The organism is Amygdalobacter indicium, from assembly GCF_029101545.1.
Lineage (GTDB): Bacteria > Bacillota > Clostridia > Saccharofermentanales > Fastidiosipilaceae > Amygdalobacter > Amygdalobacter indicium.
This window is the reverse complement of record NZ_CP118866.1, coordinates 530,001-556,627: the sequence shown is the minus strand read 5'-3', so window position 1 is coordinate 556,627 and position 26,627 is coordinate 530,001. Positions and strand designations below refer to the sequence as shown.

The window sequence follows — 26,627 nt, the reverse complement described above, 5'->3', positions numbered from 1 at the left end:
AAATTTCACTTACAACTTCTATTTCCGGGGCATAAAGCATTACAAACAATCTGCGCATACTTGCCGAAATTAAGTTCTTTAGGATAACTGTTAAAGCACATAGTTTCAGGTTTTACCGGATGTTTTATCTCTAATTGATACGACCACAGCAGAGGACCGGAAAATTCGCCTTTATCCCGTTGATTATACTTATAATCGCCTAACAGCGGTAAATTCGCCAGCGCAAGTTGAGCGCGAATTTGGTGAAAACGTCCGGTTTGTAAAATTATTTGCCATATATAAGCTGTCGGTGTATCTACGAGTAAGCGCAGTAATAAAGATACCGGCTTATAACCTTGAGCCTCATTTAAGCGGACAACAGCTTTCATTTGCTTAGAATCTTTAGCGGCATAACCGGTTAACACATAATAAATATCCTCGTCTATTTTAACTTCGGCCAACTTATTCTGCAGTAATTCCCACGCCTGTGTATTTCTTTCACTTACAGCCACATATTTTTTGCTGATAAAAGCGCCATTGCCGTTTTTCTGCATCCTACCGGCGGCTTTATCTGTTTTAGCTAACAGCAATACCCCGCCGACAGTATAATCAAGGCGATGACAGGGAGTTAAATAAATTCCGCCGTTTTTGGGGCGATTGGCTTTAATCGATTCTAAGCGAATATATTCTTTGCCTAAAGTCAAAGCATCCGTTTTCTTACTGCCGTCAGGTTGACTCAAAATAAAAGGATATTTCTCGACAACCAGCAAATGATTATCTTCATATATAACAGGCAAGGGCGATAAATTATTGCTCCGCCGCTCGTTAATAATTTTTTCTGTAACTTTCGCTAAATCCGGCATACTTTATTCCTGCGACGTCGACGTAACTGTCCGATTATGACTTAAATCCGCCTGTAAGACTGCAATTTCCTTATCCGTCAAATAACGATATTCACCGATAGCCAAATTACCCAAAGTAATTTGCATTATTCTGATCCGCTGTAAACGGACCACATTATACCCTAAGGCCTGACACATCCGTCTTATTTGCCGATTAAGTCCCTGAGTTAAAGTTAAACGGAAGGAAGTCGGAGTTAAACGCCGCAAATGACAAGGCTTGGTTATTTGCCCCAGAATTTTCACTCCCTTTTGCATTTGTTCGACAAAATGAGCATCATACGGTCGATCCACGGTAACTTCGTATTCCTTACTGTGATTATAACGTTCACGTAAGATTTCATTGACAATCGCGCCGTCATTAGTAAGTAAAATCAAACCGGAAGAATCCTTATCCAAGCGACCTATCGGAAAAATTCTCTGCGACAGTCCCAGATAACTGACAATATTATTCTTTTCTCGTAAATCAGTCGTACAAACAATACCGCAGGGCTTGTTCAAAGCTAAATAAACAGCCGTTTGCTGCTTAAATTTAATCGGCTGACCGTCAAGTTTTAAATCGTCGCTGCTCGTAACTTTAGTTCCTAAAGCAACAGGCTGACTGTTAAGAGTCAAGCGACCTTCGGCAATATAAGCATCAGCTTCCCGCCGGGAACAGATACCTAAACGGGCCAGCAATTTATTTACCCTTTCACCGGCAGGATCAACAGCCACATAATTAGTATCACCGCTAATTTTCGGCCGTTTGACAGCTTGTCCCGGATGCTTTTCCCGATTTTCCTGCGTTAAAGTCCGAATTAATTCTTGCGCTTTTCTATCTCTTTTATTATTCTGCACTTTCCTCTGCTCCCTCTTTCACACTGAAACTGAAACAACTTCCGCGATGCAAACGACTTGTCAACCAAATTTTACCGCCCAAACTTTCCACTATCTGTTTGGCAATTGACAAACCTAAACCGTTGCCGCGCGTTTGTTCCCGGGATGAATCTATTTTGTAAAAACGTTCAAAGACATATTTCTGTTGATCGGCTGCAATACCTTCGCCATTGTCAACGACAGATATAACAATGCATCCCGTTCCCCGACTGACAACAATTTGCACCTTACCTCCGGCCGGCGTATGCTTCATGGCATTATCCAGTAAAATAATTAATAATTGTTCCAAGTAATCAAAATTAGCCTGAATAAGAACATCATGATTCAAATAATTATGCAAATCGAAATCCTTCAATTCATCCGGATTGTAAAGTTCCTGCTCTTTATCTGCCGCCTCAGGCTGATAATCAGGTAATTCCGGTATCTGTAATTCAATGTCTTTTTCCTTAGCCAACTGTAACATTTTGCTTTTAACAGTCAATAAAAGTTCAGCTGCACTGAAATCCTCCAAGGCAATTTTCTCTTTTTTCGCCTGTAAACGGCTGAGAGTTAAAATCTGATTAATTAAGCGCGACAAACGCATCGTTTCATCCAAAATAATATGATAATAGCGTAATTTGTCCTCTTCATTATCAACTATCCCGTCACACAAAGGTTCAATTAAAGCTCTGATCGCCGTTAAAGGTGTCCTTAATTCGTGCGAAACGTTGGCAACATAATCTTTTTGCGTCTGTTCTCTTTCTTCCTGCTCCGTAATATCACGGAAGCTCGCCAAAACACCGACAATATTATTAAATTCGTTGCTCAAAGCGTAAATATCAATAGCGACAATCATTTTACCGTAACTGCGTTTATAAGAAGCAGCTTCCCCGGTCAACAAAGCCTGCTTGAATTCTTTTTCCAAGGATAAAGCTTGCGGCCAGTTAACCGCCCGACCCTTATCGGGCCATCTATGTTCTTCAAGCAGATACGGCTTAAACAGGGTCAACATCGCCTGATTCTGATGCGTTAACAGCAAAGAAGCATCGTAGGCCAGCACACCCTCCGCCAGATTATTCAGCAGTTGCTGCAAACGATTCTTTTCAAAGTGTAAAGAGCTGAGCGTTAAATTCAGATTGTACGATAATTTATTGACACTTTTGGCTAAGTCGCCTATTTCAGCCGGAGCATTTTCATCCGCCCGTTGGGTAAAATCGCCTTTTTGCATAGCCAAGGCAACATCCCGCGTTTTAACTAAAGGTTTAATTAAACGCGTAACAAGCAGAAGAATAGGTATAATCATTAAAAGAAGTGTAAGTGAAACACCTATCAACAAAGACAAATTCAAAACTAACAAATTGCTGCGAATTAAAGTCTTGGATTTAACAAGAAATACCGCCCCGCGTAAATGCGTTTTGTCACTGCGGCGATTAACGTTAAAGCTGCTGGCGGTACAGACATATTCATTCCCGGATTTATTATGAGAATTAAGATTGATATCGAAACTGTAATTGCTGCCGTTCACCAGTAAATTATTGACAGTCGTTTTGATTTTCCAGATAATTTCGCTGATTTCAGATTCACTGTATCCGTGATTTTCCCGTAAGCAATAATTTATTGTATCGTTATAATTGATTTCCGGATGAATTTTGCCCGTTTTACCGGAAGAAATGTTAGCTGCTCGTTGCGGATCAAAGTAAACTATAAAAATATCCGAAGCTATAACATCCGGTAACGAACGCAAATAATTTTCCTGACTGCGCGCCGCTTCATTATTCAAGCTGAAAATACTTTTAACTGTCTTAACTATACTGTTAGTTGTAGTGAACATCGCCGTAACCTGATTTTTCTGCAACTGCAATCGTGTCGCGTAGGAAAAAAAGCCGAAGATTAAAGAGGAAAATAACAGCAAACTGACTACAATCAGAATCATAACCTGCTGAAAAATAGTTAATTTTTTCATACTTTCCCCTTCGCAAATTTAGTGTGAATTGCCGGCCCTTTAACACAGGAAGCTAACTATTGTTGCAATTCTTTGTCCATATCGATTCGATAACCGATCCCGTGCACCGTCATAAGATTGAACAGCACTTTAAACTCACTCAACTTCCGGCGAATTTGCTTAATATGAGTATCTACTGTGCGTGTTTGACCGCCGAATTCATAGCCCCAAACCTTTTCCAACAATTTCTCACGCGTAAAAGTTTCATTAGGATGTAAACACAAAAAGCTCAACAAATCCAATTCTTTTTTCGTAAACTCAATCGGTGTGCCGGCATAATCGGCCGTATATCGATCAAGATCCAAATGCAAACTGCCGATATTAATCAACTTGTTCTTTTTGTTGTCCGTAGCGTCAGAATCAGTCTCAGTTTGATTATGATTTTCCGTCCGCCGCAAAACCGCCTTGATACGGGCAATCAACTCGCGGGGACTGAAAGGTTTGACAATATAATCATCCGCTCCCAATTCCAAGCCTAAAATGCGATCAATTTCTTCACCGCGCGCCGTCAGCATCATAATAGGTACTTGACTGAATTTGCGAATTTCTCTGCACAATTCCAAACCGGTCATCTGCGGCATCATCACATCCGCCAATACTAAATCGGGTTTTTCTTTCTTCACAATGTTCAGACCGTCTTCCCCATTAAAAGCTGAGCGCAAACGCATCCCCTCTTTAGTTAAATACAAACGTAATGATTCATGAACAATCGGATCATCATCACAAATTAAAATAGTTGTTTGCATTCTGTACCTCCACATCAGGTCTATATTGTAACATGCTTTTATTTTGCCCGACTGACGGATATAACATCGGGGATAGCCTTCAAGCGGCCGATGACTCGATTATATTGCTCCTGCGAGCTTACTTCAATTGTTATATCCAGGACTGCCGTAACATCTTTCACAGCATTCATCGAACCGGAAATAATATTAATTTTTTCATCCGCCAGAGCATTGGAAATATCACCGAATAAATGCCAACGATCGTGAGCCATGATCTTCAAAGCCACCGGATAATTGCCTTTACGTTGGGCAATATTCCAACTGACTTCAATCAGGCGGCTGGCTTTTTCCGCTTCCAGAACACTGGAAGCCGATTTTTCCAAAATAGAACGAATATTCGTACAATCCTGTCTATGAACCGCTACCCCTCGTCCCCGGGTAATATAACCGATAATCAAATCACCGGGAACCGGTGAGCAGCAACGGGAAAGATTAACTTTACAATTTTCGATATCTTTAACTTCGATACCCAAATCATTATCACTATGTTTATGCTTAGTCGTTTCTTTGCCTAAATTTATGCTGCTGTTGTTCGGATCAACTTCATCTTTAATCTGCTTGGCAATCGGATTATAAATCAAATTGCCGTAACGATTTATATAATATCCCAGTTCCTCCAACTGGGTACTGCTCAGGCTGCGCAGATAAGCATCCCGCAACTTCGGCGCAACTTTGGTAGCTGTCAACCCGGAAGCTGTATCACCGATAGAGGCATACAAATCGTCCATGTTCCGCAAACTGTAACGTTTGAACATCGCTTCGGCATATTCGGGATTGACCAATTGCAGCGGACTGAAACCGATTTTTTTTATTTCCTTCTCCAGCAGCTGCTTACCTCTTTGTATATTTTCATCACGCAACTCTTTTTTAAACCAGTGCGTAATTTTATTCCTGGCTGTAGAACTTTTCACGATATTCAGCCAATCGCGACTCGGTCCCTGAATTTTGTCGGAAGTCAAAATTTCAACAATATCTCCGTTCTGCAGCTCGTAAGTTAAAGGAACGATTTTCCCGTTAACCTTGGCACCGTACATATGGTTACCGACGCCGGAGTGAATAGCGTAAGCCAAATCAATCGGAATAGATCCTTGCGGTAAAGAAATAACGTCTCCTCTGGGAGTAATAACAAATACTTCCTCTACAATTAGACCGCTTTTCAAAGAATCCATATATTCTTTATTGCTGTAATCTTTTTGCCATTCGACCAAATTCTTCAGCCACGGCATATTATTATCAGCTTCCAAAGAAGCTGCCTCTTCCGTAATACCGGCTTTATACTTCCAGTGAGCGGCAATACCGTATTCCGCCGTCCGATGCATGGCAAACGTCCGAATTTGGACTTCAAAAGGATAACCTTTAGGTCCGACCACCGTTGTATGCAAAGATTGATACATGTTCGGCTTGGGCATAGCAATATAGTCTTTGAAACGGCCGGGTATAGGTGTGTAGGTTTTATGTACCAGGCCCAGAACAGAATAACAATCGGCCACAGTATCGACAATCACGCGACAGGCGAAAAGGTCATATATTTGATCCAGGTTCTTACCCTTGGTTTTCATTTTTCGATAAATACTGTAAAAATGCTTCGGTCGACCGTCAATCTCGCATTTAATATTCATCTCGCCGATTAATTTTTTCAAGTGCTTGATGATCTCATCCAGATAACGTTCTCTTTCCGCTCTTTTCTGGGTAATGGCGCCGACCAGTTCATAATAAGCATCCCGATCCAAATAAAGCAGGCATAAATCTTCCAATTCCCACTTCCACATGTATACGCCCAGGCGGTCGGCTAAAGGTGCGTAAATATCGAGAGTTTCTCGGGAAATTCTTTCCTGTTTATAATCACGTTGCGATTTTAAGGTCCGCATATTATGCAACCTGTCCGCCAATTTAATCAAAACGACACGGATATCTTCCGCCATCGCCAAAAAAAGCTTCCGGAAATTTTCAGCCTGTAAATCCTCTTTCGATTCATAACTCATCTTACCGAGTTTGGTTACACCGTCAACCAGCTTAGCTATTTCCGAACCGAAATTTTCCGCAATATCCTGTAAACTTCTACCTGTATCTTCAACTGTATCATGCAACAAAGCGGCACAAATTGTCGTTTCATCCGCCTCAATTCCCGTCAATATCTGCGCAACAGTCAAAGGATGAATTAAATAAGGTTCACCTGTCAGCCGCTTTTGATTGCCGTGCGCCCGGGCTGCAAATATATAGGCCTTTTCGATTGTGCTTAAATCCGCATCTTTGCCGGCATATTCCCGGTATTCTTCAATTAAATTAATATAAGCGGATTGAATCAACTCCAAATATTGGCCGTAATAAACACCGGTCAAAGGATCGACACCGCTGTCGTGCGAAACAGCAACATCATCAAGTTGGATTTTACTGTGTTCATGCCTGCTGACTTCATGCATGTGTTCAGATTTAAGCGAATCGGCTTGCGGTAAAGGCCTTTCAATATCCTGTCCTTGTTCCTGTACTTGTTCCCGCTCCTGTTCCGTCTTATCTTTTTTCATCATTCCAACACCTCGTTTCGCCTATTCCTCTACTAATCGTTTATTTATTTTCATTTTGCACCCAACGACAATAGCTCGGGGCCGCCTGCAAATTTATCTTTTGCTGTAATCTGTTTATTTTAAGTAATTGTACCTCATTTGTCAGAGGAAAAACGCTGATTATACCCAATTCCGCTAAAATTTGCCGACACTGGATAGAGGCCGTTACGCTCAAAGTGTATTCCGTCTGCATTTCATTATGCAGATAGGCGCGAAGGAGAGGAAAATAAGTTGCGACAAAGGCCGCATCGGAAAAATAAACTAAAGCGGATGCGGAAAATTTGCTTAATACTAAATAGTAATCAACAAGGACTTGATAAATCGTCGTTGCTTTCAGCCCCTGCAAATTCATAACTGTGCGCAATTTATGCGTAAGAGGAGTCAAACAGTAATTTTTAATGACATATTGCGCACTTAAATTACCTCGATATTCATTAATACCGGCTTCCAACAATAAAACTATGTTATTCGGTGTTAAGGTGCACATTTTTTGCAATTCCGGACGATTAAAAGCCAGAAGTTTCTTACCGGTGGCAGTTTCCAGCCGCACATGTTTTCCTTCCTTACCCAAAGCAGCAATATTTCGATAAGCTCCGCAATAAAGATAAATCGGCGCCCTTCTGCCCTGCCCGTACGGCTCCGTCGCATTACGTTGCAACAATTCCGGCAAATCGGGTAAATTATCAGCTGCCGAATATTTGTAAGTAATATTTTCCGGCAGCAAATTTTCATTAGCGGCCAGCTCCTGCAAAGCTGCGGTAAATTTCGGGAAATCTTCACTTTTGATACTTAAACCGACAGCCTGTTTGTGCCCGCCGAAACTAATAAACAGCTCCGGCCGCCTGTGGAAAAGCGTATTAACAACTTTATACAAATCGAAATTGCCGTAGCTGCGACCGGATGCTTTCAATATTTTTTCCGAATCGTCGGAATTAGTGAAACATAAACAAGGCTTGAGATATTTTTCCTGCAATTTAGCAGCAACTATACCTATAATTCCGGCATGAACGGCAGATAAAGGCACACATAAAATCGTATTTTGTAAAGCATCAGCGTGAGCATAAAGGTAATTTTCGGCAAGTTCGGCCGCTTTTTCCGTCATAAGTTTTCTCTGTTCATTAACAGCCAATAATTCCGCCACACATTTATCGGCAAAATCACTTTTTGCTGCCAAAAGGCAACTTAAACCGATATAAGGGTCGCTGATTCGCCCGCAAGCATTAAATTTAGGGCAAATATAAAAAGCAACATCGGCATATGTCAGGCGTTGCGGCGCTAAATTAAGTTTTTGCAATAAAATTGCCAAACCGACTTGAGCTTTACCTGCCTTTATTTTATTGAAAGCAATCCGGACAATCAGGCAATTTTCCCAAGAAAGCTGCATCACGTCGCTTATTATTCCTAAAGCGGCAATTTCGACAATTTCAGATGTTAACAAGCCTTTAATCCGCCATGATTGTTCTAAAGCCTGCACAATTTTCAAAACAACAGCCGAACCTGACAAATCCCGATTCTCATAAGCACTGTCTTCCCGTTTCGGATTAACTACTGCTGCAGCCGGCGGTAAAATCTCCGGACATTCGTGGTGATCGCTTACCAAAACTGTGATACCGGCATTATTCAATTTTGCAATTTCCGCCGCCGATTTAACGCCGCAATCAACAGTAATTACAAGATCATATTTCTCCGAAATAATATAATTTACAGCTTTTTCACTGATACTGTAGCCTTCCTGCAAACGGTCGGGAATATAAACGGCTAAATTATAATCAGCCTGAATAATCGGCCCGGCATCCGTTCGCGTCTGAGCTACTATTTGGGAAAAATCCCCGCTGCTTTGCAAATTTTGTAAAAATTCAGCCAATTTAGGATTTATTTCAAGTTCTCCGGCATTCTGCAGTTCCTGCAAAGCATATTTCAACCGTAACAAAGTCAGATACAACGTTGCCGCCGCCGACATACCGTCCAAATCATAATCACCGTAAATTAAAATTTTCCGCTTTTCTATTAAAGCCTGCTGCAATACCGTAATAAATTTCGCCATATCCGGTAAAGCAAAAGGGTCCAATAAGCTGTCCTGCCAATTCTCAGACGGCAAAGAAGCTAAAGCAGCATCGATAGCATCTGAATTATTCAATGATTCCATTTGTAGTTTTACCGGTAAAAAGTGCATCGTTCTTTCACATCCTTTAACAAAAAAACTAGCCTGAGCAAAGCTGCAAGCTAGTTCAATACTAATTATAGCGCAATTTGTATTGTGAATAAATTAACGCCGTTTCTTCGTGACAATGTATTGTGCCCAATAAACTGTAGCCAAAGCAACAGAAGAATAGGAACCGACAATAATACCGACCATCATCGGCAAACTGAATTGGACGATACTTGTGATACCGTTCAACAGTGCAAAAACGAAGGCCACTAAAACTGCGATAAAGGAACACAATGATGTATAAATGGAACGTGAACATGACTCTCTGATTGACAAATCAACCAAATCAGGCAAGTTAACTTTCGAACCGAAGAGTTTGGAATTCTCTCTGATTCGGTCGAAAATAACAATAGTATCATTAACGGACCAACCCAAAATGGAGAGAACCACCGCAATAACCGTATCGTTCAAAGCGTAACGAGCCACAATAAAAGTCAGGAAAGCAATCAACACGTCGTGTAACAAAGCCAGAAGCGAGAAGGCACCGGCCGACAAACCGGAAATACGCCGGAATCTGACCCACACATAAAGGACAATTAAAACCGCGGCAACTACCAAAGCCAATAAACCGTTGAAAAGTGTTTCCCGGCCGATATAAGGATCAACAACATTGGAATCGGCCAACGTCAACTTAATATCTTTGCCGGCATTTTGCGAAATTGTATCACGCAAAGAAACCAAATCCTCCGGTAACAAAGCTTTATTACCTGAAACGCTGACACTTAATGATCTCTCCTTCGTTGTAACCGAAGTGGAATCCTGAACAACAACAGGTACACCCAACTTATCGCTGGCAATATCGGACAATTTCTCCGTATTAATTTCACCTTCACCGGTAACTGTATAACGAATAATCGAACCGCCCTTGAATTCAATCGACAATTGAGCGCCGAAGATAACCCAAGCCAAGCAGCCGATAATTATCAAAGCCAAAGAGAAACCTAAGAAACGGTGACGATTTTTATAGAAACTGAAACCGTAAAAAGGTGCCAAACGATTGGCAATAGTATACATATCTTTTTCTTCACTGCGAATCGTGCTCTCTTCTTTGATCATCTTATCGCTGACCCGATAGAGGCTCGGTTTACGCATCGCTCTGAAGTTGGCCAGAGAACGCATCATGGTATTGGATAAATAAGCGCCGCAGAACAAGTTCAGGATAACACCGGTCAACAAAGAGTAACCGAATGAAAGCATGGAACCTGTACCGAAAACCATCAAGCAGATAGAAGCAAAAGCAACGGTTACGTTACCGTCAAGAATAGAAGCGAAAGCTCGATCAAAACCGTAATGGATAGCTGTTTGAGTCGGGGTGCCGGAACGCAATTCTTCTCTGATACGCTCACAAATAATAATGTTGGCATCAACACCCATGCCGATAGACAAAATAATACCGGCAATACCTTGCAAAGTTAAAGTCTGCTGCGGAATTGAAATAGCCAACAGAATACCGACAATCTGAGCTATCAAAGCAATACATGCCACAATACCGGCTATTCTGTAACGTTCCAGGAGGAAGACGAAAATTATCAACATGGCAACAAAGCCGGCCATTATCATCACGCTTAAAGCATTACTGCCCAACTTAGGTGAAATAGCATTGGAACTGATGGCGGTAATAGAAAACGGCAAAGCACCGGCATTAATCTGGTTCGCTAATTTAGCAGCACTCTGAGCATCTTTCATTCCCGTAATCTGGGCCTTACCGTCAAGGATCTTCGCCTGAACTACAGGAGCGGACAATTGAGTATCATCCATGTTGATGGAAATTGTTTTACCCAACAAACGACCGGTTGCTTCAGCAAATTTCTTCGCCCCGTCGGCCTTCAAATTCAAAGAAACGAAACTGCTGCCGTCCCGCGTATCGGCCAAAGCATCGGCACTGGCAATATCACTGCCCGTTAATACCACGTTACCGTCCGGATCTTTAAAAGTTAATTGAGCCGTCTGTCCCAATTCCTTCATAGCTTCTTCGGGATTAAAATTCTTCTCCGTCGATTTCCACGGGAAACGTACGATAACTCTTCCCGACTGCGGTACCGGAATTACATCACGATCAAGAATCTGCAAGCCGTCCAAACGTTTCTCCAAAACTGAAACGACCGATTTCAACTCTCTGTCTGTCGGTACTCCATTGTAATCTTTAGGTGCAAAAACCGCTTCCACACCTCCGCGAATATCAATTCCCAAACGAATATCCTTGGAGCCGTATATCGGTAAAGGTTTGCCCTTAGGCGACGGAATTGTCAGACCTGTCCAACAAATAACAGTTGCCAGTGCAACACCTAATACAGCGACAAAAAAACTCCAACTATGGGACTTACGTATTTTCGATCTAGCCATAGCTTTTAATCCTTTCCTACACTCTGCGAGCATAATAGCCTATCTATTTTACTCAAATTTTACATTTTAAGCAATTAAAAAAGCCTCTATTCAGCACATTTTCCTGAAAAAAAGCCTGTTTTCATTTATTATTTTCCAAATACAGTTCTTTCCTGCCTAAATAAAGCAGTTGAAAATCCGCTGCCGTCAATTCCTGCAAATAGCTTTTCAGCACTTCTTTTTCCGTAAAAGGCAATAAAAAGCGTAATTTTACATTTGCGGAAAAATCCTGCTGCACAATTACCGCCCGTTGTTTCTGCAAATAATTAAGCAACTGTTGATACACAGCATAGGCGATAATAACCTCAAATTCGGCCCAACTGACAAGCTGCACGGTTTCAGCAAGCTGCAGAACAGCATTTCCCGCCTGACTGTACGCCCTGACCAAACCTCCGGCACCTAATAATATACCGCCGAAAATACGTGATACAACCAGCAGCGTATTATTTATACCGTGCGACGTCAAGACATGAAATAACGGTGCGCCCGCCGTTTGCGCCGGTTCCCCGTCATCACTGAATTTGCTGTATTGTTGCTTAGCTACCGTATCATAATATTGCCAGGCATAAACGTGATGTCTTGCCTCCTTATGCAGATCCCTGACGTAAGCTAAGCGCTCAGGAATCTCGGCCAAAGAATACAACGGCAAAGCATAAGCGAAGAACTGCGATTTCTTCACCGTATATTCGGCACAAACCATCGATTTTACCGCCAACAGACCGCTGTTTTCCATGTTCAGAACCAATCTTAAGGTAATAATGCCGTTTGCCAAACTTCTTCAATTTGTTTTACAGGCACAATATGTAAAACTTTTTTCACTTCGTTATCTACTTCATCCAAGTCTTTTACATTAGCCTTAGGAATAATTACCGTATCCATCTTCGCCCTGTAAGCAGCCATCAATTTCTCCTTTAATCCGCCGATTGGAAAAACTCTGCCGGTCAAAGTCAGCTCACCGGTCATCGCTACCTTATGTTTTACCTTACGCCCGCTCAAAGCGGAATAAAGTGCAGTCGCCAAAGTTACACCGGCGGAAGGGCCGTCTTTCGGGGTAGCACCTTCCGGTATATGAATATGCACATCCAGTTCATTCCATTTCGTATCACTCAATTTAAGTGTATCCGCCTGACTGATAATATAAGTCCAGGCAACCGTTGCCGATTCTTTCATCACATCACCCAAATTGCCGGTAAGATTGATTTTACCGCTGCCCTTACAGATTTTAACTTCTACTTCCAAAGTTACGCCGCCGATATAAGTCCAGGCCAAGCCGTTAACTACACCGACCAGATCTTTACGATGCAATTCATCATCCTGATACGGAGCAGTCCCCAAATAATTGACTAAATCTTTCTTGCCTATGCTCAGTGACGGCAAATCGGTTATGGTGCCGGCAGAGTCACGCAGCAACAAATCAGCCGCCAACTTACGACATATAGTTTTTAAGCATCTTTCCAGCTGTCTGACACCGGCTTCCGCCGTATAAGCTGAAATAATATTTCTTAAGCAGGTATCACTTAATTTAATTTGATTAACTTCCAAATTTATAGAACGCAAAAGTTTCGGCCACAAAAAGCGTTTGGCAATCTGTAACTTCTCGTTTTCCGTATAAGAATCCAAATTAATAACATCCATCCGATCGTAAAGTGCCGGCGGTATCGTGTCATAACTGTTAGCTGTAACGATAAACAGAACTTTGCTTAAATCGTAAGGTAAATCCACATAGTTATCTCTAAATTTATCGTTCTGTTCTCCATCCAACACTTCCAGCAAGGCCGCAGCCGGATCGCCTTTACTGCTGATACCGAGTTTATCGATCTCATCCAATAGGATAACCGGGTTGTCACAGTCTACCGTCTGCAAAGCTTTAATAATTCTTCCCGGCATAGCACCGATATAAGTGCGACGATGTCCACGAATCTCCGCCTCATCATCTACACCGCCCAAACTGATTGTCGCCAAAGGACGATTCAAAGCTGCCGCAATTGAACGGGCGATGGAAGTTTTACCGATACCCGGAGGACCGATCAAACATAACAGCTCCACAGTCCCGGCGGAATTTTTCTTAGCTTCTTTCAAATGACGCATAGCAAGATATTCCACGATACGCTTCTTAACCTTAACCAAGCCGAAATGATTCGCATCCAAGCTCTCCTGTACTTTCGGCAAATCGAAACATTCGGGCGCCAACTTTCCCCACGGCAAACTTAAAACCAGATCCAAATAATCCTGTAAACCGGCAACTTCCGGATTATTCGGAGCTGCCTTAGCAATCTTCTGCAAAACATTTTCCAGCTGCCGCCGCACTTCCGGCAACAAATTCAGCTCCGCCAAACGCTTTTTATAATTATCCAGTTCATCAGTTTCGGTATTGTCGGAAAGTTGCTGCTTCAACGCTTTAATCGTATTGCGAATAACATAATCGCGTTGTTCCTTTTTGATCATATCTCCGACTTTTTTATCCAATTGTGAGCGCAACAAACCTAAGCCTAAATCACGTTGAATAAAATCGACAATACTATACACACGCAGCAAAAGATTGCGCATAATCAGGCAAAACAAACGTTCACGCGGAAAAAGCGGCACCTGCTCGGCAATATAATCAATATATGTTGCCAAAGGCATTTGCTCCTCGTTACCGATAATCTTCGCTGCATCATCGCGATTGCGATTTTCCATTAACCATTTATGAAAATATAAATTCAACACATCCCGCACAGCCTGTAAATCGCTCTTTTTAAGTTTACTGCCGGCAGTTAAAGTAAAACCTGTCCGGCCGTTATAAATCGGCAATTTAAGCTGCGATAAATTGGTATTATCGTTAAGAACTTTTATCTTGACCAAATCCATATTATCATCACTCTGAATTTCCAATAGTTCGGCCCGAACCAAGCCTTGTAACAAAACACGAGTCGAATTATTATCTTCATCCATCTGTAAAGACAGAACCTGAGCTATAACACCTGTATGCAACATCGTAAAATTCGAATCCTTATAAGGTGAAACAGCGCAAGGTAAAACCGTATGAGTTAACGGCTGCGTGTGTATAAAATTGTCCAAATCAACTAATTCATCTTCACTCACCAAAGTGGCGACAAAAACCAACCCGTTATTGGCAAAAGCCTGCGCTGCGGCATTATTGGAAAGTGAATCTTTACACTCAAAAGACGCACATATAGCAGGTAAGAAACAATTATTCCGCACGGTCAATTGCGGCATCACCATCGTCTTCTTAGATTTCAACAAAGTAGCGCGATCATAAAAAACTTCGGAAACATCGCCGTCCTGTACGGAATTTTCCCAAGCTCCGTCGGCCGTATCCTGCATTCTCTGCGCATATTCATCGAATAAATTAGTAGAATTATCCTGCTTTTTCGTCATTTTCTCACCTATACTAAAAAAGGGTGGCGCAAGCCACCCTTGTGAAATAATTACAATTGATATCAGCCGTAAATCTTAGCAACTGTACCGGCACCAACTGTACGACCGCCTTCACGAACAGCGAAACGTAAACCTTGCTCAATAGCGATCGGGTAAATCAATTCGATATCCATGTTAACATGGTCACCAGGCATACACATCTCAACGCCCTCAGGTAATTTAATTGAACCTGTAACGTCAGTTGTACGGAAGAAGAATTGCGGACGATAACCGTCAAAGAACGGCTTATGACGACCGCCTTCAGCCTGTGTCAAAACGTAAACTTGACCTTCGAACTTGGTATGCGGATGAATTGTACCCGGCTTAGCCAAAACTTGACCACGCTCAACACCGTCACGGGCAATACCACGCAACAAAGTACCGATATTTTCACCGGCCTGAGCAAACTCCATGCTCTTATGGAACATCTCAATACCTGTAACAACAGTATTAACCGGCTCATCGTTCAAACCGACGATAGCAACCTGCTCGTTCAACTTGATTTGACCACGCTCAACACGACCTGTAGCAACAGTACCACGACCGGAAATTGTGAAGACTTCCTCAATCGGCATCAAGAACGGTTGATCAATAGGACGATCCGGTGTCGGAATGTATTCATCAACAGCCTTCATCAACTCAACAATGCACTTGTATTCCGGAGCATTGATATCTGTGGATGTGCTCTCCAAGACCTTCAAAGCTGAACCGCGAATAATCGGAGCATTATCACCATCGAAATCGTACTCATTCAACAAGTCACGAATTTCCATCTCAACCAAGTCCAACAATTCAGCATCATCAACTTGGTCAGTTTTATTCATGAAAACAACGATTGTCGGAACGCCAACCTGACGAGCCAACAAGATGTGCTCACGAGTCTGAGGCATAACACCGTCAGAAGCGGAAACAACCAGGATAGCACCGTCCATCTGAGCAGCACCTGTAATCATGTTCTTAACATAGTCGGCGTGCCCCGGGCAGTCAACGTGAGCGTAGTGACGCTTATCTGTCTCATATTCAACGTGTGTGGAGTTAATAGTAATACCACGTTCACGCTCTTCCGGTGTCTTATCAATGTTATCGTATGATGTGTATTCAGCATCACCAGCAAGAGCTAAAACTTTTGTAATAGCAGCTGTCAAAGTTGTTTTACCATGGTCAACGTGGCCAATTGTGCCGATGTTGACGTGGTCCTTATTTCTCTCATAAACCTTCTTACCCATGTGAAGGATCCTCCTTTTGCTAAACGCAATTAAAATGACAATCGGCAAACGCCTATATCATAATATTAAAGATTTTTACAAAATTTGCAAGTATATCTCTGCGTCAAATTAATGTTTTAATACTTTTTCCATTATTGACTTCGGCACTTCCTCGAAATGATCAATCTGCATCTGGAAGGTTCCGCGACCTTGAGTCTTGGAACGCAACGCTGTAGCATAACCGAACATCTCGGCCAACGGTACCAAGGCCTTAATCTTTTGGGCACCTGTCAAAGCTTCCATGCCTTCGATACGGCCACGACGGGAACTGATATCACCCATAACATCGCCCATGTATTCTTCCGGCACAACAATATCGACACGCATCATCGGTTCCAACAAAACAGGATCCGCCTTACGCATAGCCTCTTTGAAAGCCATAGAACCGGCAACCTTAAATGCCATTTCAGAAGAGTCAACTTCATGGTACGAACCGTCAACCAGCTTAACCTTAACATCAACAACAGGATATCCGCCTAAAATACCGGCTTTCATCGCTTCCTGAATACCTGCATCAATAGGAGCAATGTATTCTTTCGGCACAACACCGCCGACAGTAACATTTTCAAAGCTGTAACCTGCGCCCGGCTCATTCGGTTCAACTTCAATGACAGCGTCACCGTATTGACCGTGACCGCCTGACTGACGTACAAACTTACCTTGAGCTCTGACCGCCTTACGAATTGTTTCTTTGTAAGCTACTTGCGGAGCACCGACGTTGGCTTCAACTTTAAACTCACGGAACAGACGATCTACAATGATATCCAAATGTAACTCACCCATACCGGAGATAATTGTCTGACCTGTTTCAGGATCCGTATAAGTTCTGAAAGTCGGATCTTCTTCAGCCAGCTTGCCCAAAGCAATCATCATCTTATCTTGTGATGCTTTCGACTTAGGTTCGATAGCTACCGAAATAACAGGCTCCGGGAACTCCATAGATTCCAGAATAATCGGATGATCAGGATCGCAAATCGTATCACCTGTAGTAGTATCTTTGAAGCCGACAATAGCGGCGATATCACCGGCATAAACTTCATCAATTTCCTTACGGTGATTGGCGTGCATCTGCACAATACGACCTACACGCTCGCGTTTACCTTTAGTAGCATTCAATACATATGAACCTGCAGTCAAATGACCGGAATAAACACGGAAGAAGCATAACTTACCGACAAACGGATCGACAGCAATTTTGAATGCCAAGCCTGCAAAAGGTGCATTCTCATCAGAAGGTCTCTCTTCTTCCTCTTCTGTCTCCGGATTAATACCCTTAATGTGAGGGACATCCAAAGGAGAAGGTAAGAAATCGACAACAGCATCCAAAACTTCCTGTACGCCTTTGTTACGATAAGACGAACCGCAAACTACCGGAACCATTTCGCAGCGGCAGGTAGCGGCACGCATTGCCTTCTTCAACTCATCATTGCTGATTTCCTGACCGTCAAGGAATTTCTCCGTCAACTCATCGTCGGACTCAGCAATCTGCTCAACCATCTTATCATGCCATTCTTGAGCTTTTTCCGCATAATCAGCAGGAATTTCAACTTCTTTAATAACCTTACCGTCTTCACCGTCATTGATGTAAGCTTTCATCTTCATCAAATCGATAATTCCGGCAAAGGAATCTTCCTGACCGATAGGAATTTGAATGGCGACAGCATTAGCATGCAAACGATCATAAATAGATTTGACCGATTTATAAAAATCGGCACCCGTAACGTCCATCTTGTTGATATAGACAACACGCGGAACGCCGTAATGATCAGCTTGACGCCAAACTGTCTCTGTCTGCGGCTCAACACCGCTCTTAGCATCCAAAACAGTAACCGCACCGTCCAAGACGCGCAGAGAACGCTCAACTTCAACAGTAAAGTCAACGTGCCCCGGAGTATCAATAATATTAATACGGCAATGACGCCATTGAGCTGTTGTAGCAGCTGAAGTAATAGTAATACCGCGTTCCTGTTCCTGTGCCATCCAGTCCATGGTAGCACCGCCGTCGTGCGTTTCAACCATCTTATAAATACGGCCCGTATAATACAAAATACGCTCCGTGGTAGTGGTTTTACCCGCATCAATGTGCGCCATAATACCGATGTTACGTGTATTCTCAAGTGAGAACTCTCTTGCCATTAATCTCTACTCCTTTATTAAATGCAATTACCATCTGTAGTGAGCAAAGGCGCGGTTAGCTTCAGCCATACGATGCATTTCTTCTTTACGTTTGAAAGCACCGCCTGTAGCATTACTTGCATCCAACAACTCACCGGCTAAACGCTCAACCATAGTTTTTTCACTACGTTTACGAGCAAAATCCACGATCCAACGTAATGATAAAGTCTGGCGACGCTCAGGTCTTACTTCAACCGGAACCTGATAGTTGGCACCGCCGACGCGACGTGCTTTAACTTCCAGTTGAGGCATTGTATTCTCTAAAGCTTTTTCAAAAATTTCCAAGCCCTCAGTGTTTGATTTTTCATTCACCATAGCGAATGCTTCATACACTATTCTTTGGGCTAAACCTTTCTTCCCGTCCAACATGACATTATTAATCAGCTTACTGACTCTAACATCATGATACAGAGGATCAGGAAGAACTTCTCTTGTTGGGACATGTCCTTTTCTTGGCACTTGTCTTCCCTCCTTAATATGATAGTGCGAACTTAATCGCCATCACAGGTACTCATATTGCTCACGCAATTGTCAGGCCGTCACATCTATATGTGAGTACTGATCTGAGTTCAACCTGATCCGATTACTTCTTAACCTTAGCTGCTTTCGGACGTTTAGCACCGTATTTTGAACGGCCCTGCATTCTGTTAGCTACACCGGCAGTATCTAAAGTACCGCGAATGATATGATAACGAACGCCCGGCAAGTCCTTAACACGACCGCCACGAATTAAAACAACTGAGTGCTCCTGCAAGTTATGACCGATACCCGGGATGTAGGAAGTAACTTCCAAACCGGATGTCAAACGAACACGAGCGACCTTACGCATAGCTGAGTTCGGCTTCTTCGGTGTTGTTGTCTTAACAACTGTGCATACACCGCGTTTTTGAGGCGAAACTACATTAGAAGTACGTTTCTTCAAAGTATTCATCTTAACATGCAAAGCAGGTGCTTTAGGCTTGTAAGTCTTTGAACTGCGTCCTTGCTTAACTAATTGATTGAACGTTGGCATCAATACTCCTCCTTTCACAAGAAAACAAAATTTGCTTATAAAAGCAATCTGTTCAATTATACCGCAGATAGATTTTTTTGAATAGTAAATGTAAGCTGGAAAAAAGTAAAAAAGTTGTTAAATACAGCACGCAGAATTATTTATGATATGGTTCATGCGCATTAATCTTAAAAGCCCTGTACAGTTGCTCTAAAACTATATAACGGGCCAAACCGTGAGTTAAAGTTAAAGGACCGAAAGACCAGGTGTAATCACAGGCTTTGATCAAATCCCGATCCAAACCTCTGGAAGAGCCGATAATAAAATCGATTTGAGCCTGACCGCGTTCAAACCATTTCGGCAAAGCTGCCGCTACATCTTCGGAACTTAAAATTTTACCGGCCGGCGTTAACGCGACACGGCAAGCTTTGGCAGACAACTTATTTTTGACCTTTTCCGCTTCCAATCTCAAAGCTTTATCAGTTTCAATTTCATCAGGCAATGCGGGAATTTCAATGATCTTTACATTGGCGAACCGTGACAGACGCTTAATACACTCTGCAATCCCCGGCAGCAGAAACTTCTCTTTGACACCTGCAAGTGCGATTATATTAATTTGCACGACCGGTCAATCTCCTGCCTGTGAATAAAAAGCCGCATCGGATTCATTTCGGATGGCAATATCGGCACCTAAAGCCCGCAATTTTTCAACAAAATTTTCATATCCGCGTTCAATACTGCTGACTTTATATATCTCAGTCTCTCCCTGAGCGATTAACGCCGCCAACACCATAGCAGCGCCGGCCCGCAAATCGTGTGCTTCCACAACAGCTCCGGTCAAATTCGCCGGACCTTCAATCATCGCCATTCTGTCGGCCAATTGAATATGCGCTCCCATCTGTTGTAAATACGCTACATACTGGAAACGATTATCCCAGACATTTTCAAACATTCTGCTGATACCTGTAGCCTGTGTCAATAAAACAACAGTCTGCGGTTGTAAGTCGGTAGGAAAGCCCGGATAAGGTAAAGTCATAAAAGAAGTAGCGCGAAAATTCTCTTTAGCATCAGCTATTATATGGCAATAATCATCGCCGGAAATTACCGGAATTCCCATCTCCTTGAACTTGGAAGTCAACGGCTCCATATGTTTCGGAATCAAATTTTTCACCTTAACATTACCTTGAGTGATCGCCGCCGCTATCATAAATGTCCCGGCCTCAATCTGATCCGGAATAATAGAGTAAGTCTCATTCCCCGGCAAAGTTGAAACACCGTCAATTCTGATAACATCCGTACCGGCTCCGCGAATTTGTGCACCCATGGCATTCAGAAAATTAGCCGTATCGACAATATGCGGTTCCCGGGCGGCATTCTCAATTACAGTGCGTCCGAAAGCTTTGGTCGCAGCAATCATTAAGTTCATCGTCGCTCCGACACTGACCTTATCCATATATATTTTATTACCGCTTAAACAGCGCTCAACGGAGAAATTAATTTTACCGTAACTTATATTATGTTCAGCACCTAAAGCGTTAAACCCTTTAATATGCAAGTCGAACGGTCGCATTCCGAAATTACAGCCGCCGGGTAAAAAGCACTGCACCTTACCGCAACGACCCAAAATCGCACCCCACAAATAATAAGAAGCGCGAATTTCTCTGGCTCTCGTATTAGTAACTATATGAGTATTAATAGTCCGCGGATCAATTTTCAAAGTACCGGCCTTAAATTCTATCGAAGCACCTAAATCACGAATAATTTCAACCAAAGAAACAATATCCGAAATCATCGGGACATTCTCAATCACACAAGGTCCGTCCAATAAAACTGCAGCTGAAATAACCGCCAACGCGGCATTTTTCGAACCGCTGACAACAACTTCACCTTTTAATCTATTTCCACCCTTTACATAATAACTGGTCATTTATTCACCCACATTTACTGTTCCAAAATAACTTTCAAATCAGCTTCACTGACATTCGCAATATCGTCAATTTTAACACCGTACTCCTTGGCTTGTATGAGCAATTCTTTCTTGGCAGCCTTGTACCACAAGTCATTTTCAAAATCCGGATCATGCGCAGCGGCAATGGTCGAACGGTACATACTGCCTTCAGAAGGTAAAATCACGGTAAATTCGGTACCGCTACCCAATACTGATTGGACAAAAATTTCTCCATGATGCATTTTTATTAACTCCTGCACAATAGACAAGCCCAAACCTGTGCCGCCATGCTGCCTGGTACCGGAATTATCAACACGATAAAAGCGGTTGAAAATATAAGGCAGATGTTCCTGCGCGATCCCGATACCGTTATCAGCAAACTTTATTGTAACATCATCAATCAAGCAGCTGATATATATGTCGATCTTACCGTTAGGCACACCATACTTAATTCCATTACTTATTATATTACCGAAAGCTCTTTCCAGCGACTCAGCCTCTGCAAAAACCATCGGTACTTTATTTAAAATATAGCAATTTATTTTAATATTTTTTTCAACAGCCTGCAGAGAAAATCTTTCGATTAAATCATGAATCAGAGGTTCAACTTCAATCAGTTCAACCTTAGGCTGCCGCCGATTGCCGTCGATGCTTGAAAGTAATAACAAATCTCCCACTAAAGCTTCCATCCGCATCGCATCATCACGAATCTTCTTAATATCATCGGCGATCTGTTCTTTCGACTTTTCCTTAATACCCCAATCCAACAAAAGTTCCGTATAAGCCTTTATTGTTGTAATCGGTGTTTTCAGTTCATGGGAAACATTGGCAACAAATTCTTTGCGTTGCTTATTTTGTAATTCTTCCTGCGTAAAATCCTGTACAACAATAACTGTATTCAGAATGCGTGTATCCTGCATATTAACTTTTACAGCAAAATTAATCGATCTGTCGGGTCTGATAGAAAATGTCACCGACTTGCCGTTAACAGGCATTAAAAAAAGGCTCTTAATCCCTTGAATATGACCGAACATCGTTAAAATATCAGTAACAGAGCCGGGAGGTTCTTTCAGGTCCAAAAGTTCCAAAGCACTACGATTATGGAAACGACATTTACCGTTGGTATCAAAGTAAAGTACTCCTAGATGCAACGAAGAAAAAGCCGCCAGCTCCATATTAAGATCTTTGTTGGCTTCTCCATGCTTAAAATGCAGAATCCCACCGCTGAAAAAAGACGTAAAAAAGTTACCTATAAGCTTATAATGACTGCCGATAAAATAAAGTAAGACAACAGCTGCAAGAAATAAGGCGGCTTGGAGAGATACGGTCAAAAAAGGTACAACTAACATAACGGCAATTAATCAACTTTAGGATTTTTCTCAAAGAAATAACCGACACCGCGTTTAGTCATAATGTAGCGATAATCGCCTTGACCATCTTCCAGTTTCTCACGGGTACGACGAATAGTAACATCGACAGTGCGAACATCACCGTAATATTCATAGCCCCATACTTTACACAACAAATCCTCGCGGGAAAAAACCTGGCCGGCATTCGTCGCCAAAAAACGGACAAGTTCAAATTCACGTAAAGTCAAATGCAGGTTAACACCGTTACGCCGGACCTCATAACAATCCGAATCAATCTCGACATCACCGAAAACCATAACACGGGAATCGTTGGCTTCCATCTCGCCTAAATTGGAGCGACGCAAACTTGCCTTAACCCGTGCCAGTACCTCACGCAAACTGAAAGGTTTGGTTATATAGTCGTCTGCACCCAGTTCCAAGCCCAAAACCTTGTCAATTTCCTCACTCTTAGCTGTCAACATAATAATGGGCATTTGATGCTTTTGACGAACCCGACGGCAAACATCAAGGCCGTCAATACCTGGCAACATACAATCCAAAATAATCAAATCGGGTATTTCCTTATCAATAGCTTCCAAAGCCTGAATTCCGTCAAATGCTGCCCGCACCTGATAACCTTCACGCGTCAATTCGGAAGACAAGACATCAACAATATTTTTCTCATCATCAACAATTAATATCTTAAAACTCATTAATAATACCCCACTTACTATTAAGGTAATAATAACAAAAAAAAGTCATTATAACAACAGGAAAATAACATCTTCCGCTGAAATAATGACATTCAAAGCATAAAAAAATCCGGCGAAAACCTATTTTCCCGGGCCGTCTCCAGCCAAGTATCTTCGGCACAAAGGAGCTTAACTTCTGTGTTCGGAATGGGAACAGGTGTGGCCTCCTCGTAATCTTCACCGGAATGGTAAGGGTGAAACACCCTCAAAACTACATAGAGCTCAAAGCACTCTGAAACTTCAGTCCAAGTTCATCTACGATTTACTTGAGTTGAAATTGTGGTCAAGTTTTCGATCATTAGTATCTGTCCGCTACGTACATTACTGTCTTCCACTCCAGACCTATCAACCTGTTTATCTTTCAGGGATCTTATAACCTTAAAGGTTTAGGAAATCTCATCTTGAAGGAGGCTTCACGCTTAGATGCTTTCAGCGTTTATCCCGTCCAAACATAGCTACCCAGCTGTGCCATAAACATGACAACTGGTGCACCAGAGGTTTGTCCATCCCGGTCCTCTCGTACTAGGGACAGCTCTTCTCAAATTTCCAACGCCCACAACAGATAGGGACCGAACTGTCTCACGACGTTCTGAACCCAGCTCGCGTACCACTTTAATCGGCGAACAGCCGAACCCTTGGAAGGGACTTCCCCTCCAGGATGTGATGAGCCGACATCGAGGTGCCAAACTCCCCCGTCGATGTGAACTCTTGGGAGGAATCAGCCTGTTATCCCCAGGGTAACTTTTATCCGTTGAGCGACGGCAATTCCACTTTCTACCGCCGGATCACTAAGTCCTACTTTCGTATCTGCTCGACTTGTATGTCTCGCAGTCAGGCTCCCTTATGCCTTTGCACTCGTTGCACGATTTCCAACCGTGCTGAGGAAACCTTTGAACGCCTCCGTTACCTTTTTGGAGGCGACCGCCCCAGTCAAACTGTCCGACTGCCATTGTCCCATTACCAGATCATGGTAACTGGTTAGAAACTCAATATCATCAGAGTGGTATCCCACCGACAGCTCCCTTAGTTCTGACGAGCTAAGTTCTCAGCTTCCCACCTATCCTGTACAGATAATATCGAATCCCAGTAACAATCTACAGTGAAGCTCCATGGGGTCTTTCCGTCTAGTTGCGGGTAACTTGCATCTTCACAAGTACTACAATTTCACCGGGTACGTTGTTGAGACAGTGCTCAAGTCATTACGCCATTCGTGCGGGTCAGAACTTACCTGACAAGGAATTTCGCTACCTTAGGACCGTTATAGTTACGGCCGCCGTTTACTGGGGCTTAAGTTCTATGCTTCGATTGCTCTAACATTTCCCCTTGACCTTCCAGCACCGGGCAGGCGTCAGCCCCCATACTTCATCTTACGATTTAGCGGAGACCTGTGTTTTTGCTAAACAGTTGCTCGAGCCATTTCTCTGCGGCCTAATTTCTTAGGCTCCCCTTCTCGCTAACTTACGGGGTTAATTTGCCGAGTTCCTTAACAACGCTTCTCCCGCTCGTCTTAGGATTCTCTCCTCATCTACCTGTGTCGGTTTACGGTACGGGCACCTTTCCACTAAATAGCAGCTTTTCTCGCCAGTGTGGAATCATAACCTTCGGTACTTGATTTCCCTCCTCATCACAGCTTACCTTCCGTATGCGTACTTTACTACATACCGGTTATTCTGCTTAAACTCACTCTTTTTGCAGTGAGCGTTACTATCCTCCTGTGTCCCTGCTTCTCTTATACATGAAACGGTGGTACAGGAATTTTGACCTGTTATCCATCGGCTACGCCTCTCGGCCTCGTCTTAGGTCCCGACTAACCCCGGGCGGACGAACCTTCCCCGGGAAACCTTAGATTTTCGACGGCAAGGATTCTCACCTTGCTCTCGTTACTTATTCCAACATTCTCACTACTGATACATCCACATGTCCTCACGATCATGCTTCTCCTGCTTACAGTACGCTCCCCTACCAATCTTTCGATTCCGTAGCTTCGGTATACAGCTTAGCCCCGTTTATCTTCGGCGCAAATTCACTCGACTAGTGAGCTATTACGCACTCTTTTAATGAGTGGCTGCTTCTAAGCCAACATCCTAGCTGTTTATGCAAACTCACATCCTTTTCCACTTAGCTGTAATTTAGGGACCTTAGCTGACGATCTGGGTTGTTTCCCTCTTGTCAATGGCACTTATCTGTCACTGACTGACTCCAGTTTCTATCTTTGCGGCATTCGGAGTTTGATAAGTTTTGGTAGCCTGGTAAGGCCCCTAGACCATTCAGTGCTCTACCTCCGTAAGACTCTGTCACTGGGCTAGCCCTAAAGTTATTTCGGGGAGAACCAGCTATCTCCGGGTTCGATTGGAATTTCTCCGCTACCCACAAGTCATCCCAACCTTTTTCAACAGATACGGGTTCGGTCCTCCAGAGAGTTTTACCTCTCCTTCAACCTGCTCATGGGTAGGTCACCCGGTTTCGGGTCTATAACATCTAACTTTACGCGCTTATCACACTCGGTTTCCCTTCGGCTCCGGACCTTTAGTCCTTAACCTCGCTAAATGCCATAACTCGTTGGACCGTTCTACAAAAAGTACGCTATCGAGCTTTAACGCTCTCTAACTGCTTGTAAACACAGGGTTTCAGGTTCTCTTTCACTCCCCTCCCGGGGTTCTTTTCACCTTTCCTTCACAGTACTTCTTCTCTATCGCTCACCATGTAGTATTTAGGCTTGGAGGGTGGTCCCCCCGCTTTCCTGCAAGATTTCTCGTGTCTCACAGTACTCCGGATCCTACTATGCTGTATTTGTTTTCGCCTACGCGACTATTACGCTCTTTGGACTCAGCTTTCCTTCTGCTCATTCGGCTAACTCCTACAGTCAATATCGTAGTCCTTACCCCAAAAAACCGAAGTTTCTTGGTTTGGCCTCTTCCGCTTTCGCTCGCCACTACTTACGGAATCTCGTTTGATTTCTCTTCCTGAGGCTACTTAGATGTTTCAGTTCACCTCGTTTCACCACATAACACTATTGATTCATGTTATGCTGATTAAGCTCTTAACTTAACCGGGT

General features: G+C 42.9%; 17 protein-coding genes and 2 rRNA genes (1 of these 19 only partly in view). All 19 read right to left on the bottom strand.

Annotated elements, in window-relative coordinates; translation table 11 throughout:
* Positions 1 to 5: 5 nt before the first annotated feature.
* Entirely contained in the window at positions 6 to 842 is an 837-nt protein-coding gene (locus PYS60_RS02265) for a pseudouridine synthase (RefSeq protein ID WP_315570466.1), read from the bottom strand.
* Between the two features lie 3 nt (positions 843 to 845).
* Positions 846 to 1,715 (bottom strand): pseudouridine synthase, encoded by an 870-nt coding sequence (locus PYS60_RS02260; protein WP_315570464.1) that lies wholly within the window; start codon positions 1,713 to 1,715, stop codon positions 846 to 848.
* Positions 1,705 to 3,696 carry a HAMP domain-containing sensor histidine kinase gene (locus tag PYS60_RS02255; protein ID WP_315570462.1) on the bottom strand — a complete coding sequence of 664 codons (1,992 nt, stop codon included), beginning with the start codon at positions 3,694 to 3,696 and terminating at the stop codon, positions 1,705 to 1,707. The genes PYS60_RS02260 and PYS60_RS02255 overlap by 11 nt, the downstream gene beginning before the upstream one ends.
* A 56-nt stretch (positions 3,697 to 3,752) precedes the next feature.
* The gene (locus PYS60_RS02250; protein WP_315570460.1) at positions 3,753 to 4,481 is read right to left on the bottom strand and encodes a response regulator transcription factor; all 729 of its coding nucleotides are present in this window, start codon (positions 4,479 to 4,481) and stop codon (positions 3,753 to 3,755) included.
* 38 nt (positions 4,482 to 4,519) lie between these two features.
* Positions 4,520 to 7,045 carry a RelA/SpoT family protein gene (locus tag PYS60_RS02245; RefSeq protein WP_315570458.1) on the bottom strand — a complete coding sequence of 842 codons (2,526 nt, stop codon included), beginning with the start codon at positions 7,043 to 7,045 and terminating at the stop codon, positions 4,520 to 4,522.
* Positions 7,046 to 7,082: 37 nt separating this feature from the next.
* Positions 7,083 to 9,227, bottom strand: a complete 2,145-nt coding sequence (locus PYS60_RS02240; RefSeq protein WP_315570456.1) for a single-stranded-DNA-specific exonuclease RecJ — start codon at positions 9,225 to 9,227, stop codon at positions 7,083 to 7,085.
* Positions 9,228 to 9,347: 120 nt separating this feature from the next.
* Positions 9,348 to 11,633 (bottom strand): protein translocase subunit SecD, encoded by a 2,286-nt coding sequence (gene secD, locus PYS60_RS02235; RefSeq protein WP_315570454.1) that lies wholly within the window; start codon positions 11,631 to 11,633, stop codon positions 9,348 to 9,350.
* 121 nt (positions 11,634 to 11,754) lie between these two features.
* The gene (locus tag PYS60_RS02230) at positions 11,755 to 12,405 is read right to left on the bottom strand and encodes an IMPACT family protein (RefSeq protein ID WP_315570453.1); all 651 of its coding nucleotides are present in this window, start codon (positions 12,403 to 12,405) and stop codon (positions 11,755 to 11,757) included.
* Positions 12,406 to 12,419: 14 nt separating this feature from the next.
* Entirely contained in the window at positions 12,420 to 15,053 is a 2,634-nt protein-coding gene (gene lon / locus PYS60_RS02225; RefSeq protein WP_315570451.1) for an endopeptidase La, read from the bottom strand.
* Positions 15,054 to 15,115: 62 nt separating this feature from the next.
* On the bottom strand, positions 15,116 to 16,318 hold the full coding sequence (gene tuf / locus PYS60_RS02220; protein ID WP_315570449.1) for an elongation factor Tu: 1,203 nt from the start codon (positions 16,316 to 16,318) through the stop codon (positions 15,116 to 15,118).
* Between the two features lie 108 nt (positions 16,319 to 16,426).
* A complete protein-coding gene (gene fusA / locus PYS60_RS02215; RefSeq protein WP_315570447.1) occupies positions 16,427 to 18,493 on the bottom strand; it encodes an elongation factor G in 2,067 nt (688 codons plus the stop codon).
* Positions 18,494 to 18,520: 27 nt separating this feature from the next.
* Positions 18,521 to 18,991, bottom strand: a complete 471-nt coding sequence (gene rpsG / locus PYS60_RS02210) for a 30S ribosomal protein S7 (RefSeq protein WP_315570446.1) — start codon at positions 18,989 to 18,991, stop codon at positions 18,521 to 18,523.
* Positions 18,992 to 19,115: 124 nt separating this feature from the next.
* Positions 19,116 to 19,544, bottom strand: a complete 429-nt coding sequence (rpsL, locus tag PYS60_RS02205) for a 30S ribosomal protein S12 (protein WP_315570444.1) — start codon at positions 19,542 to 19,544, stop codon at positions 19,116 to 19,118.
* A gap of 136 nt (positions 19,545 to 19,680) precedes the next feature.
* Positions 19,681 to 20,145 carry a 23S rRNA (pseudouridine(1915)-N(3))-methyltransferase RlmH gene (locus PYS60_RS02200; RefSeq protein WP_315570442.1) on the bottom strand — a complete coding sequence of 155 codons (465 nt, stop codon included), beginning with the start codon at positions 20,143 to 20,145 and terminating at the stop codon, positions 19,681 to 19,683.
* A 6-nt stretch (positions 20,146 to 20,151) separates the two neighbouring features.
* The gene (gene murA, locus PYS60_RS02195) at positions 20,152 to 21,450 is read right to left on the bottom strand and encodes a UDP-N-acetylglucosamine 1-carboxyvinyltransferase (protein WP_315570441.1); all 1,299 of its coding nucleotides are present in this window, start codon (positions 21,448 to 21,450) and stop codon (positions 20,152 to 20,154) included.
* A gap of 14 nt (positions 21,451 to 21,464) precedes the next feature.
* Positions 21,465 to 22,820, bottom strand: a complete 1,356-nt coding sequence (locus PYS60_RS02190; protein WP_315570439.1) for a sensor histidine kinase — start codon at positions 22,818 to 22,820, stop codon at positions 21,465 to 21,467.
* Between the two features lie 8 nt (positions 22,821 to 22,828).
* A complete protein-coding gene (locus tag PYS60_RS02185; protein ID WP_315570437.1) occupies positions 22,829 to 23,533 on the bottom strand; it encodes a response regulator in 705 nt (234 codons plus the stop codon).
* A gap of 107 nt (positions 23,534 to 23,640) precedes the next feature.
* A 5S ribosomal RNA gene (gene rrf, locus PYS60_RS02180) occupies positions 23,641 to 23,757 on the bottom strand.
* A 94-nt stretch (positions 23,758 to 23,851) separates the two neighbouring features.
* Positions 23,852 to 26,627 (bottom strand): 23S ribosomal RNA (locus PYS60_RS02175) (it continues 125 nt past the right edge of the window).

Bases quoted from the DNA above. Each gene is read 5' to 3' on its own strand.
- PYS60_RS02265 (WP_315570466.1), bottom strand. From the start codon at position 842: ATGCCGGATTTAGCGAAAGTTACAGAAAAAATTATTAACGAGCGGCGG.
- PYS60_RS02255 (WP_315570462.1), bottom strand. From the start codon at position 3,696: ATGAAAAAATTAACTATTTTTCAGCAGGTTATGATTCTGATTGTAGTC.
- PYS60_RS02250 (WP_315570460.1), bottom strand. From the start codon at position 4,481: ATGCAAACAACTATTTTAATTTGTGATGATGATCCGATTGTTCATGAA.
- PYS60_RS02245 (WP_315570458.1), bottom strand. From the start codon at position 7,045: ATGATGAAAAAAGATAAGACGGAACAGGAGCGGGAACAAGTACAGGAA.
- PYS60_RS02240 (WP_315570456.1), bottom strand. From the start codon at position 9,227: ATGGAATCATTGAATAATTCAGATGCTATCGATGCTGCTTTAGCTTCT.
- secD (WP_315570454.1), bottom strand. From the start codon at position 11,633: ATGGCTAGATCGAAAATACGTAAGTCCCATAGTTGGAGTTTTTTTGTC.
- PYS60_RS02230 (WP_315570453.1), bottom strand. From the start codon at position 12,405: ATGGAAAACAGCGGTCTGTTGGCGGTAAAATCGATGGTTTGTGCCGAA.
- lon (WP_315570451.1), bottom strand. From the start codon at position 15,053: ATGACGAAAAAGCAGGATAATTCTACTAATTTATTCGATGAATATGCG.
- tuf (WP_315570449.1), bottom strand. From the start codon at position 16,318: ATGGGTAAGAAGGTTTATGAGAGAAATAAGGACCACGTCAACATCGGC.
- fusA (WP_315570447.1), bottom strand. From the start codon at position 18,493: ATGGCAAGAGAGTTCTCACTTGAGAATACACGTAACATCGGTATTATG.
- rpsL (WP_315570444.1), bottom strand. From the start codon at position 19,544: ATGCCAACGTTCAATCAATTAGTTAAGCAAGGACGCAGTTCAAAGACT.
- murA (WP_315570441.1), bottom strand. From the start codon at position 21,450: ATGACCAGTTATTATGTAAAGGGTGGAAATAGATTAAAAGGTGAAGTT.
- PYS60_RS02190 (WP_315570439.1), bottom strand. From the start codon at position 22,820: ATGTTAGTTGTACCTTTTTTGACCGTATCTCTCCAAGCCGCCTTATTT.
- PYS60_RS02185 (WP_315570437.1), bottom strand. From the start codon at position 23,533: ATGAGTTTTAAGATATTAATTGTTGATGATGAGAAAAATATTGTTGAT.